This is a genomic window from Microbacterium sp. CFBP 8794 (assembly GCF_014841235.1).
Taxonomy (GTDB): Bacteria; Actinomycetota; Actinomycetes; order Actinomycetales; family Microbacteriaceae; genus Microbacterium.
This window is the reverse complement of sequence record NZ_JACYTT010000004.1, coordinates 624800-636722: the sequence shown is the minus strand read 5'-3', so window position 1 is coordinate 636722 and position 11923 is coordinate 624800. Positions and strand designations below refer to the sequence as shown.

12 protein-coding genes and 1 tRNA gene are annotated in these 11923 nt (G+C 63.4%); 6 read left to right on the top strand and 7 right to left on the bottom strand.

All coding sequences use genetic code 11. From position 1 onward, the window contains the following. Window positions 1–220: 220 nt before the first annotated feature. From IFU19_RS13980 to IFU19_RS13970, 3 genes are all read right to left on the bottom strand, one after another. Window positions 221–655 carry a hypothetical protein gene (locus IFU19_RS13980; RefSeq protein ID WP_192014467.1) on the bottom strand — a complete coding sequence of 145 codons (435 nt, stop codon included), beginning with the start codon at window positions 653–655 and terminating at the stop codon, window positions 221–223. A 138-nt stretch (window positions 656–793) separates the two neighbouring features. Next, window positions 794–2437, bottom strand: a complete 1644-nt coding sequence (locus IFU19_RS13975) for a UvrD-helicase domain-containing protein (RefSeq protein ID WP_192014465.1) — start codon at window positions 2435–2437, stop codon at window positions 794–796. Beyond that, window positions 2416–4410 (bottom strand): ATP-dependent nuclease, encoded by a 1995-nt coding sequence (locus IFU19_RS13970; RefSeq protein WP_192014463.1) that lies wholly within the window; start codon window positions 4408–4410, stop codon window positions 2416–2418. Before IFU19_RS13970 ends, IFU19_RS13975 begins: the two co-directional genes overlap by 22 nt. A gap of 295 nt (window positions 4411–4705) precedes the next feature. Here IFU19_RS13970 and IFU19_RS13965 point away from each other — a divergent pair, with 295 nt between their 5' ends. Genes IFU19_RS13965 through IFU19_RS13955 form a run of 3 tightly spaced genes read left to right on the top strand, consistent with a single transcriptional unit; the run spans window position 4706 to window position 5405 of the window. Further along, window positions 4706–4909 (top strand): hypothetical protein, encoded by a 204-nt coding sequence (locus IFU19_RS13965; protein ID WP_192014461.1) that lies wholly within the window; start codon window positions 4706–4708, stop codon window positions 4907–4909. Continuing rightward, window positions 4909–5130 (top strand): hypothetical protein, encoded by a 222-nt coding sequence (locus IFU19_RS13960; protein ID WP_192014459.1) that lies wholly within the window; start codon window positions 4909–4911, stop codon window positions 5128–5130. Before IFU19_RS13965 ends, IFU19_RS13960 begins: the two co-directional genes overlap by 1 nt. Before the next feature lie 38 nt (window positions 5131–5168). Next, complete coding sequence (locus IFU19_RS13955) at window positions 5169–5405, top strand: WhiB family transcriptional regulator (protein WP_192014457.1); 237 nt, start codon at window positions 5169–5171, stop codon at window positions 5403–5405. A 220-nt stretch (window positions 5406–5625) separates the two neighbouring features. On the opposite strand, the gene IFU19_RS13950 is transcribed toward IFU19_RS13955, so the two are convergent. Further along, window positions 5626–5698, bottom strand: a tRNA-Arg gene (locus tag IFU19_RS13950). 146 nt (window positions 5699–5844) lie between these two features. Here IFU19_RS13950 and IFU19_RS13945 point away from each other — a divergent pair. Then, window positions 5845–7341 (top strand): L-serine ammonia-lyase, iron-sulfur-dependent, subunit alpha, encoded by a 1497-nt coding sequence (locus IFU19_RS13945; protein WP_070409306.1) that lies wholly within the window; start codon window positions 5845–5847, stop codon window positions 7339–7341. 54 nt (window positions 7342–7395) lie between these two features. Here IFU19_RS13945 and IFU19_RS13940 read toward each other — a convergent pair whose 3' ends face one another. Beyond that, window positions 7396–7827: a MarR family winged helix-turn-helix transcriptional regulator gene (locus IFU19_RS13940; RefSeq protein ID WP_192014456.1), complete on the bottom strand. Its 432-nt coding sequence runs from the start codon at window positions 7825–7827 to the stop codon at window positions 7396–7398. A 314-nt stretch (window positions 7828–8141) separates the two neighbouring features. Between IFU19_RS13940 and IFU19_RS13935 the strand changes: the two genes are divergently transcribed. Further along, on the top strand, window positions 8142–8792 hold the full coding sequence (locus IFU19_RS13935) for a Pr6Pr family membrane protein (protein ID WP_342343427.1): 651 nt from the start codon (window positions 8142–8144) through the stop codon (window positions 8790–8792). Window positions 8793–8964: 172 nt separating this feature from the next. Here IFU19_RS13935 and IFU19_RS13930 read toward each other — a convergent pair whose 3' ends face one another. Further along, window positions 8965–9585 (bottom strand): histidine phosphatase family protein, encoded by a 621-nt coding sequence (locus IFU19_RS13930; RefSeq protein WP_192014455.1) that lies wholly within the window; start codon window positions 9583–9585, stop codon window positions 8965–8967. 286 nt (window positions 9586–9871) lie between these two features. Between IFU19_RS13930 and IFU19_RS13925 the strand changes: the two genes are divergently transcribed. Further along, window positions 9872–10678: a Cof-type HAD-IIB family hydrolase gene (locus tag IFU19_RS13925; RefSeq protein WP_342343426.1), complete on the top strand. Its 807-nt coding sequence runs from the start codon at window positions 9872–9874 to the stop codon at window positions 10676–10678. Window positions 10679–10696: 18 nt separating this feature from the next. On the opposite strand, the gene IFU19_RS13920 is transcribed toward IFU19_RS13925, so the two are convergent. After that, complete coding sequence (locus tag IFU19_RS13920) at window positions 10697–11899, bottom strand: trans-sulfuration enzyme family protein (protein WP_192014454.1); 1203 nt, start codon at window positions 11897–11899, stop codon at window positions 10697–10699. Window positions 11900–11923 lie beyond the last annotated feature (24 nt).

Below are 11923 nucleotides of genomic sequence, written 5' to 3'. Positions count from 1 at the left end.
ATCTCGCTCGAGCCTTCGGTGTCACGGAGTGGACGATTCAGAACGTACGGAAGCGAGCGGGTGTCGCCACGCGAGGTCGCAGCATGTCGCAGGCCTCCATCGATCGTGCAGCTGAGCTTCATGCCCAAGGCCTGTCGTTAAGGAAGATCGCGATCGCTGTTGGTTATGACTCCAGGACGGTCGCTACGACGCTCCGGGATCGTGGCATTGCCAGCTAACGTCATCGACGCGGCCGACGCCTACTGGTTGCCTTCTCGTGATCCTCGAAAGCGGCCAAGAAGGCACGCGCAAGCTTCTGCGGATCGATCTCCGGATGAACGAGCGAGAACACCGCTACGGCGTAGTTCCGGCTGCGCTTCGCTCCCGGTGCCGGACTGTGCGAGTGTTCCCGATACGCCGCCAGCGGCGATTCCTTCATGCGCCACTTCGTCAGCGCTTTGCCGGCTCGCTGAGGGAGCGACGGATCCACTTTCGAGACCTCGCGGCGGTAGGCGAGTAGCCGGTCGTCGGTGAGTCTGTGCTCTGGTGCGAAGTAACCGTGAAGTGCCCATTGCTCTCCGGCGCTGAGGAGTGCGAAACGGACTGGGTTTTTGAGCCACACGGAACGAAGCTCTAGATGTGTCGCCAAATAGCTGGTGTCAGTGAGTCTTGCCATGGGGATACATCACTATGGACCTCCGAAAAGAGATCGTCAAGAAAAACCGCTACAGGTGTTGTTCTAGGCCGCACGCGAGCCGCGCTTGGCTGGGAAATTCCCAGGAGAATGTGTGGATGGACCTTGGCGTGTTAGGCGTCAAGTTTTGAGTGCCGTGCTTGTGTCGACGTCGAGCAGCGACTTGACACCCGCAAGTTCTGAATGGGACAAGTTACCGATGCAGAGCACCGCAAGTCCGTTCATTGCACGCGAGAAGCAGACGTATAGCAGTTTCCGGGACCGTTCGAACCGGTCGGAGTTCGAATGATTGTCAGTGAAGACCTGTCCAAATTTGTACATGTTCCATAGCGAGTCGTCAACGATCACTAGCACGTTCTCAAACTCGGCTCCTTTCACACCGTGTTTGGTTGAGAACGGAGTAAACTCATCGACATAGTCAAGAAAGTTGCGAACTTCGACCCACGATACGCCGCGCACTGCGTCGTAGAACGGTCTCTTCTTATTCGCCGAGTCATCTTCTTCGGAAGCTGACGACATCCGATCGCGCAGACGGCGAATCTTTTTGGGCAACGGAACGAGCGAACTCTCCGCTACAAGGTCAACCACCTCGCCGACAGTCCTAGTTAAGAGAGCTGCTTTCAAACTTTCGAGTTGACTAGCAATCTCCGCTTTCTGCGTCGCCGCTTTCAATCGAAAGCCTGACTGCCCGAGCAAGTCGAGAAATACGCCGAAGCGTTTCTTATCGTAGCTGTCCACAAGAGCGCCAACGTATGTGAAGAATTCCCCGAACTCGTCGTCACGCTTCATGAGTTGGTCGGTGCCGAAGCTTCGCTTGCTGTAGGCATCGATCAGACTTGAGAACCCCACCTCACGGGCAATGCCTTTATGGGTCAACATCAGCGTCTTCGTATTCTCACGCGTCCAGCCGGCCGGTGTCAGATGCTCCATTGCCGCCACATACACATTCGGGGCTCCGGCATCCGCCGTCAGCAAATGCACCTCCCCGGGCGAGTTATCACCAGCTGGTACTTGTTGAATATCGGTTCGAAGCCGGTTGAGAACATCGATTACTGCAACTGAGCATCGGTAGTTCTCAAGCTTGGTGACGAGTCGAAGTCCATGGCTGCCCGCAACATCGCTGATCTTCGAATCGTAGATCTGCTGCATCGCGTCGCCGAAGAATCCTACGACAGGCTTCCGATCGTTCTTCACGAAATGGTCCAGCAGTAGAGTAACAACACTCTCGCTGGTGTCCTGGTATTCATCTACGAAGATGAACGGAAACCGGTTTGCGGCGATTCGAGATACCTTCGGATACTTCGTGAAGAGCGCGCCGGCAACTGCAAGCACATCGTCGTGAGACAACTCTCCTCGGTCGAAATGGCGACCGAATTGGCCGTAGGTCACTGGCTGCGTCGCTAGCAGAAGGTCGAGCCCTTCGATTGGCTTCTTCGCCTTGGCATTGATAGCAAGCATTTCAAGGCGAAGCTCACGTTGAAATGGTGAAATTACTTGCCACAGGAACTCATGGATTGTACCTACGAGAGCAAGTGGGTCTGCGTTGAGGCGGTGAGTAATCTCGTCTTTTGCGACGTTTGTATACGTAATACAGACTACTTGTCGTCCCGCTTTGAGCATCGAATCCCGCTCCTGAGCAAGGATTGTTTGTACGGTATCGATGAGTGTTCGCGTCTTGCCAGAACCCGCGCCAGCTTCAAGGACAAACGATTCTCTACTGGCCAAGGCGTCCGCGATCTGCTCTAGAGTTCCTGGTTCAGCCATTCGAGACCCTCCTTAATATATAAGGGTGTACGCCAGTCCTCTAACAAGGCAATATCGAAGGCGAAGTCTGTCTTCTTGCCGATGCGGTCGGCGACGTTCCATGAGTCCTGCGAGATCTCGTCTGCTGATTTACGGGTGCCGTCAGGTTTCTGGAAGGCTCGCTCGGTGCCAGTAAGCTGGGCCCCAGCGAGCAGTTCTGTGTTTGCAAGAATGAATGCTTCTTCGAAACTGCGGCCCGTACGATCTGCCTCATTCTCGGGAATCTGGTAGGCCACGCGAACGCGCCCGGATGTTTTGCTGGCGGCGTCGACGACCAACAGATCGTCGATGGAGCTCTTCGCCGGCAACCACTTACTCAGCGTCGGATTGCTGGTCACCCTTCCTGGGCCGACTGGCGTCGCCTTTCGCTTGTCCGAAGGATCCACGCTATCGATGTCCGTGATGATAAGCGTCTGGATATTAAGGAACTCGATGATGCTGCGGAACAGGTGGGCGTACGCACCTCCGACTTCAATGATCGAGAGATACTTGCGGCCGAGGTTGGATGCGACACTCTGAATCATAGTCGGCAATAGGAGTCGCTCAACCGCTCCTTCGATTAGCACAATTTGGTCCGCGAAGAACATGTCGCAACGGTTTAGTACCATGTGCTGACGAAGGAAGCGCAGTGTCTCAGGCCCTCCCTCTTTCTTCACTTCCTTGAGTTGGAAAGTCGAGAGATCGCGCACTTGCATAGGTGTTACGGAGTTATCGAAGTACCGAATGCATTCAAACCCGCTCTCCGCTACGACGTGCGACGAGTGAGTCGTGATGACTACTTGAGCGTTCCAGTCCGGCTTAGAGCTGATAAAGCTATCGATACTTCGAACGAATACGTTCTGCATCTGCGGGTGCAGGTGCGCCTCAGGCTCCTCAACAAAGATGAGCTGAATCGGTGGTTCGGGGGTGCTGCGTTTCAGCTCCTCGTAAAAAGAGATGAACTGCAGGATCGTGAAGATCAATTTAGAGTAGCCGAGCCCGTTATGTGCTTCCGGTAGTTGCTTAGTTTGCCCAGCGTCTGAATAATAGAGTCGAGCGTTGTCAGCGAGCAGACGGACACCCTCTAGCTGTGATACAACCGACAGTACAGGCAAGCCGGGCATACTGCCCACGCCGAAGAGCTGAAGGTCTGAGTAGATGGACTTGAACAGTTCTTGGTACTGCCTATCAAGATCTATCCCGGCCTCCACGAGCAGGTCATCGATGGCCTCCGCGACCGAGTTGTCCGTTTGATTCGAACGGAAGAAGTTCTCGAATCCCTTCGACAATCCTCGGCTAGCATCTGAGGACAGGTCATCGATCTGATTCTGTGCATAGATGAATTTGATTGAAATTAAGCGAGATAGCTCCGTGTCAGAGATGATACGGCGATTGGTCGGGTCTTGAGCATCGACTGCTTCAATTGACGTTGTAGTTAGGTCTTTGAATCGATTGCGCAGGAATCGATGGAGCTCAATCGGTTTCCTAGCATTCTGCTCCCGATACTCCTTGAACATGACCTCGGGGTTGTTGACTCGTAGTCGAGAGACAAAGGTTGCGTCAGAACGGTCCGGATCAAGATCCATGATGAACGGCGCGAGCGCAGAGATCGCGTCGTCGACCTCATACTTAACAGAGAGCGTGAGCTCTATTGTTGGCAGGTCAGCGACTCGTTCGCGGGCCGCGTCAGCAGTAGCAAGATCTTCGGCTTTCTCCGCGGCAATCATCTCGTCATACGCAACCAAAGCCGTATCGAAGCGAACGTGCGTACTCAGAGATAAGTCGTCGAACCCGAACGGCGTCCGGTCCGCCCGCGTAAGCTTTCGGAATATCTCAACAACAGACGTCTTGCCACTATTATTGCGTCCCACGATCATCGTGGCCGCATCGTCAAGCGCAATCTCTGCGTCCTCTAGTAGTCGAAAGTTTTTGATGTGTACTCTTGTTGCTTTCATAACTCCCCCAGTGTTACTAAGTATGACAGGCACCTCTGACACTGTCTGTCGTAGAAGCGACAACACCATCGGTACATCCCACCTCTGGAGGGGCAGGCGCCGACGCTCTGTACCGAACCCGGCTAACACGCACATCACCTAAGTGCCGGACAGGGGTGAGGTGCCAACCGTTCCGCATGGCGCTGAGCACAGATCAAACAAAAAGCCGCCATCGGTACATGGCGACCCCTGTCACTCGGTCGCGCCGCCGTCCACCTCAAAGACGAGTCCCGGCGTCGAGGTCTACGTAGGTGACGTGCCCTATCGAGTGCCGACCTCGTGGCGCGCGCGCGTGGCCAAGGGGAAGACCAACAAAGATGTGCTGTTCCTCATCGACCACGGCAACCGCCTGCGCGTGATCACGACGAACGCGAAGGGCGAACTCCGCGAACTCGCGGGCATCCCCGCCGACATCCAGGCCGAGATGCGCACGGCCATGTTCCCAAAGGTGGCGCAGTGATGCGCGGCGTGCGCGTCGTCGGCGTGGGGCCGACGCTGACCGCCGCCATCGCGCCTGATGCCATCGTGCGCGTGCTCCCCGCCGCGACGCTGTACCACGTGGCAGGCGAGCTTCACCGCCTGCACGTGCAGGGGGATGCCGTGGTCGACGTGCCAGTGCCGTCGAACTCTCACGAGTACCGCGTCGGCATGGCGCTGTTCTCGGACGAGGGCGACGCATGACGAGCCCGACGCGGGCCTGGACGAACCTCAGGACGGCGATGATCGACGCCGAGCCCGCCTGCCGTGGTGATGATCGGTTCACTGCCGACGACTCCGATCCTGCGCCACTCGTGGCCATCTGTCGTCGGTGCCCGCTGATCGAGCCGTGCAGCGAGCTTGCGAGGACCGGCAACGCCGTGCCGGTCTATGGCGTCGTCGGCGGGCTCGTGCGGCGTGGGACGCGATCCACTCAGTTGATGAACGCCAGGGCCGCGAGCCGCCTCATCGGTGCCTGAAATGCCCGCCCGCACTCAGTGGGCATTTCAAGGCGACGATCCACCGCCAAGCCCGGGACGACGACCGTCTGGACGTGGGTCGCGGCGAGCGCGATCACGTCCCGTTTTGGGGCACGGAATGCCCCTGGAATGCCCAGCCTCCGCGGAATGTCCGGCAGGAATGAGACAAGGCCTGGTCGGAATTGCTTCCTGACCAGGCCTTTACTGTCTCAACACAGTGTGCGCCCGAAGGGACTCGAACCCCTAACCTTCTGATCCGTAGTCAGATGCTCTATCCATTGAGCTACGGGCGCAGGGCCTCCGCGCGAAACGGCGCGCAGGCCGTGGTCAAGCATAGCCGCGACCTCGGGGCACGTCTAATCGGCCCCGAACGGCGTGCATCCCGGGCGTGGCGCACAGGTGACCACACGGTGTCGGACGGGACACGTACGCTGGCGACATGAGCGCCTACGTCTCCGCGTTCGAGCTGTTCTCCATCGGGATCGGACCCTCGAGCTCCCACACCGTCGGCCCCATGCGCGCGGCCGTCGATTTCGCCGCCCGGCTGCGCGCTCACGGCATCCTCGAGCGGGTGGCATCCGTCTCGTGCGCGCTCTACGGATCGCTCGGTGCGACCGGCATCGGCCACGGCACCCCCGACGCCGTCGTGGCGGGCCTGCAGGGCCTCGAGCCCGAGACCGTGGATCCGGATGCCGTCCGCCGCGCGTGGTCGGACTGGCCCGACGGGCGTTCCCTCCGCCTCGCCGGCGAGCACGAGATCCCGTTCGCGAAGAGCGATGTCGCCCTGGTGCCCCGGACGCGCCTTCCCGGGCATCCCAACGCCCTCACCCTCGTCGCGCGCGACGCCGACGGGGTCGTCCTCGTCGAGGAGACGTTCTACTCGATCGGCGGGGGCTTCATCCGCCGCGAGGGCGAACCGTCGGCTGTCGCGGCCGCGCCCATGCCGCTCGCCTTCGACGACGCGGCCACCTTGATCGAGCTGTGCGACGAGCGCGGCATCACCATCGCCGAAGCCGCGCGCCTCAACGAGGCGGCCCTGCGCTCCGACGACGAGATCGCCGCGGGCCTCGACCGCATCTGGGACGCCATGGCCACCTGCGTCGACGCCGGCCTGCGCAACGACGGGGTGCTCCCCGGCATCCTGAAGGTCAAACGCCGAGCCGCCGTCATCCGAGGACAGTTGGATGCCATCGAGGCCGAGGGCCATCGAGAGTTGCCGGGGGAGTGGCTCGGGGCGTTCGCGCTCGCCGTGAACGAAGAGAACGCGGCCGGTGGTCGAGTCGTGACGGCGCCCACGAACGGCGCGGCTGGAATCCTTCCGGCGGTGGCGATGTACTGGTGGCGTTTCCTCGCCGACTCGGGACTGGGGGCGGGCAACGCCGTGACCCCCTACGGCGAGCTGGTGGGCAGCGCTCTTCTCGGGTACGACGGCCACGCCGTCACCCGCGGCGAGGTCGCCGCGTGGGACGACGGTGATGTGGCCGAGGCGAACCGTCGCCGTGGCATCCGCCGCTTCCTGCTCACCGCGACGGCGCTCGGCTCGCTCTTCAAAGCCAATGCGTCGATCTCGGGCGCCGAGGGCGGATGCCAGGCCGAGGTCGGCTCCGCGTGCGCGATGGCCGCGGGTGGTCTCACCGCCGTCATGGGCGGGACGAACCGGCAGATCGAGAACGCGGCCGAGATCGCGATGGAGCACCATCTGGGCCTGACGTGCGATCCGGTGGGTGGGCTCGTGCAGATCCCCTGCATCGAGCGCAACGCCATCGCCGCATCGACGGCGGTCACCGCGGCGCGGCTCGCCCTGCGCGGCGACGGCTCGCACTACGTCTCGCTCGACGCCGTGGTCGAGACCATGCGCCAGACCGGCATCGACATGTCGACGAAGTACAAAGAGACCAGCGAGGGCGGCCTGGCGGTCAACGTCATCGAGTGCTGACGCCCGTGGCTCGGCTGGTCGCAGCGCGCCCGCGGACCGGCCAGGAGGCCGCCGTCAGGCGGGGGCGCGCAGTTTCGCGGTGAGTGCCTGCAGCTGGGCGAGCTCGTCGTTGTCGAGGCGCGCCATGCGCGCGGCGATCGAGCGGCCGTGCGCGGCGGCGATGCCCCGGAACATGACGGCGCCGGCTTCGGTGGCGGTCACGAGCGAGCCTCGACCGTCTTCGGGGTCGGCGCACTTGGTGAGCAGGCCTCGCATGACCATGCGCTCGACCAGGCGTGACACGCTCGGCTGGCTGATGAGCATGTTGCCCGTGACGTCGCGCAGGCGTGCCGTCATGCGCGGGGACCGCGTGACGGTGAGGAGCACGTCGTACTCGGCCTGCGTCAGCTCGGTGCTGTCGAAGTCGGACCGGATGTCTTCGAACACCTCGTGCTGTGCGCGGAAGAGGCTCTCCCACGCCTGCACGGCGAGACGTCGATCGGTCATGCATTCAGCGTAGAGGGAGGACGCCTCGGGAGGACGCGCTCTCGGGTCCATCCTGTGGACAAAGAGTAAGGGCCGGTCGGAGAGGCTTCCGACCGGCCCTTGTCCCTGCACCAAGAGTGTCCTGCAATCACATGTCGGTAGCTGCCACAGCAAAACAACTACCGTGCGAGCACTCTATAACGACGAGATAACGGAAGGGAAGAGTTCGCCGTTATCTTTTCGTGATCGCGTTCGCCGGGGGGACTCCGGGTCGCAGCCGGATCCGCATGGGCTGCTTTTCGTCGTTCGACCGGAGCCTCCCTAGGCTGGTCGACGTGCCCTCGTCCGTTGCCGATCGTCGCGTGATGCTCGTCATCGGGTGGACGCGCATCCTGGTTGCCGTCGCCGTCGTGGGAGTCCTCTTCCTCACCTTCGCGGGACGCGTCGCCGTCGGAGACGACAATCCCTTCGACTACTTCGGCTACTTCACGAACCAGACCAGCCTGCTCACGAGCGGCGTGCTCATCGCGACGGGGGCTCTCATGGTTTCCGGCCGTCCCGCGCCGCGCTGGCTGACGAGCGCACGAGCCGTCGCCGTGGCGTGCCTCATCGTGGTCGCCGCGGTGTACAACGTGCTCGTGCCGGGGACGGGATCGGCGCCCGCCTGGGTGAGCGCGATCCTGCACGTGTTCTTCCCTCTCTTCGTCCTGGTCGACTGGCTGATCGTCGGAGACCGTCGCCCTGTGCCGTGGGGCACGTTGTGGATCGTGCTCCCCTACCCGCTTGCCTGGCTGACTGTCGTCCTCATCCGCGGAGCCACGGACGGCTGGGTGCCGTATGGGTTCCTGTTGCCGGAGCGGGGCGCCGTGTCTCTTGCCGGGCATTCGATCGGGATCCTCCTCGCGCTCGTCGTGGCCGGCGCCCTTGCGTGGGCGGGCTCGCGCGCACCCGGCGTCGTCCTGCGCGCCGTACCGACCCGCGACTAGCGGACGGGCGGGCGACTGCTCATACGTCCGCTGTCACTCCGTCCGGGGTGCGCGGTGGCGCGACGCCGAGGGTTCGGCATCCGGAATCGCGCCGGACCAAGGACTCGCTTGCGCTCGTCGGATCGCCGAGATGCGCGCGGCATCGTCGAGACCGGATGCCGGGAGGCCGGGGTCAGCGTCCGCGCACGTGGTTCCACTGCGTGATGACCTCGGAGCCGTGCTCGAAGCCGAGTTCGCTGACCGCGGAGGTGCCGAGCACGAAGTAGCGACCGCCGGCGGCGGTGAGCCCGAGCCAGACGCCGGCCAGCGCGCGCAGGAAGTGCGAGTGCGAGAAGAGCAGAACCTGTTCGCCGGCGCGCACGCGGGGGCGGAGCTCGTCGAGAAGCGACGCCGCGCGTGCGGTCACCTGCTCGATGCTCTCGCCGGGGGTCGCGCCGGCCGGCGCCCCCGACTGCCAGATGGTCCAGGGGTGGCCGAGCTGCTCGATGATCTCGGGCGTGGTGAGGCCCTCGTAAGCGCCGTAGTCCCACTCGACGAGGCGGGGCTCGTGCTGCGCCTGCGGAAAGCCCGCCCGCCGCGCGGTCTCGACGGCGCGCTCGAGAGGGCTCGTCAGCACGAGGTCGTATCGGCGGGTCGCCAGCAGGGTGCCCGCAAGTTCGGCCTTGTACGCGCCGGTCTCGGTGAGCGGGATGTCGGTGAGCCCGGTGTGGCGACCGGTGCGGCTCCACTCGGTCTCGCCGTGGCGCACCAGAACGAGGCGTCCGTCGGGTTCGGTCAGGTCGTCGTCCTTCACGAAACCATCCTCGCGTGTCGAGAGCCGTCGGGGGAACGCCACGACCCGGGAAAGGACGAAGGGCCGGTCGAGAAAACCCGACCGGCCCTTTCCTGCACCAGAGTGTCCTGCAATCACATGTCGGTAGCTGCCACAGCAAAACAACTACCGTGCGAGCACTCTATAACGGTGGGGTAACGGAGCGGAAGAGTTGGCCGTGATGATTCTGTTATTCATAGTTTTCCCAGGTTCGGGATGCCGGGTCGGCCGCCGCGTGCCCCGCTCCGGAGCCTGCGAGGATGGCCGCGTGCCCCACGACATCCGCCTCATCGCCGTCGACATGGACGGCACCCTTCTCGACGCGTCCGGGAACGTGCCCGAGACCCTCTGGGGTCTGCTCCCCAGGCTCGAAGAACGTGACGTGACGTTCGTGCCCGCGTCGGGACGCCAACTCGCCACCCTGCGCGCCACCTTCGGCGACGCGGCGGATGCCATGACCTTCATCGCCGAGAACGGCGCCTACGTCGTACGAGCCGGGGTGGAAGTGGCATCCGACGCCCTGGAACCCGCCGTCGTGGCGCGGGCCGTCCAGCGCCTGCGCCGCCTCTCCGCCGAGGGATACGATCTCGGCGTCGTGGTGTGCGGCAAGCGCTCCGCCTACATCGAGCGCACCGACGAGGCGTTCCGCTCCCAGGCCGCGATCTATTACGCCGCCCTCGAGATCGTCGACGACGTGCTCGCGATCGACGACGACGTCCTGAAGATCGCCGTGTACGACTTCGCGCTCGCCGAGGACAGCGTCGGACGCGCGCTCGACGAGATCGCCGAGACCCATCGCGTCGTCGTATCGGGACAGCACTGGGTCGACATCATGAATCCCGGCGTCGACAAGGGCGTCGCCCTGCGCCGTCTGCAGGCGGCCCTCGACGTCACCCCCGCGCAGACCGTCGCGTTCGGCGACTACCTCAACGACCTCGAGATGCTGGATGCCGCCGCCTGGTCGTTCGCCATGCACAACGCCCACCCCGACGTCGTCGCCCGCGCGCGTCACCGGGCTCCGTCGAACGTCGACCACGGCGTGATAACGACGATCGAGGATCTGCTCGCCGGCTGATCGACGGGGCTGATCGACTCAGAGCGCGGTCGCGTCCAACGCGGCGGAGAGATCCGCCATCAGGTCGTCGGCGTCTTCCAGGCCGACCGACAGGCGCAGGTGACCGTAACGACGGAACTGCTCGGGGTAGGTCGCGGTCCGCGGTCCGTCGGCCGCGGTGTGCACGATCAGGGTGTCCTCGTGTCCGAGCGAGAATCCCGACGTGATCAGGCGCAGGTGCGACACGAAGCGGTTCTGCGCAGCGGGGTCGCCCTCGACGGCGAACGCCATCATGCCGCCGAACTCGCGGCCGCCGAACTGCCGCGCGGCCACCTCGTGCTGCGGATGCGACGCCAACCCGGGGTACGCGACGAACGCCACCCGCGGATCGGCCTCGAGCATCTCGGCCACCCGTTGCGCCGACGCGAAATGCTGACGCAGTCGAAGCGGAAGCGTCACCGATCCGCGCTGGATCATCCAGGCGTTGAAGGGTGAGATGACGCCGCCCACGTCGACCATCGCATCGCCCTTGATCGGGTCGATGAGATCGGCACGTCCGATCACGGCCCCGCCCATGGCATCGCCGTGTCCGTTGATGTACTTCGTCAACGAGTGCATGACCAGATCGGCGCCGTCGGTCAGCGGGCGGTAGAACGGCGGCGGTGTGAAGGTCGAATCGACCATCAGGATCGCCCCGGCCGCGTGCGTGATCTCGGCGAGCATCGCGATGTCGGCGACCTTCGTGGTCGGGTTGGCGATGGCCTCGACGCACACGAGACGCGTCTCGGGGCGCAGTGCGGCGCGGACGGCATTCGGATCCGTCACATCGACGAAAGTCGCATGGATGCCGTACCGCTCGGGGAGCAGTTCGGTCCACAGTCGCCACGTCGCCTCGTAGACGACGTCGCTGACGACGACGTGATCGCCCACCCTCACGTGGGTGAAGAACACGGCGTGCAGAGCGGCGACGCCCGAGGCGAGGACCACCGCCGTCTCACCCCCGTCGAGAGCGGCGAGCTTCGCCTCGAGTGCGGCCTGGTTCACCCCGGTGTTGCGGGTGTACAGGCCCGGCTCGTAGGCCGACCAGCTGATCTCGCTCGGATCGTCGGGCAGGGCGAACGAGTTCGACATGACCAGCGGCGTCCTCAGCGCCCGAGTGCTGTCGAGCATCTTCCCGCCGTGGACGGCCAGACTCGCCTCTCCCAGTGAGCGGGCGTCGGTGCGGTCGGGGCGCGTGGTCATCTCGGTGTCCTTCCCGTGCGCGCC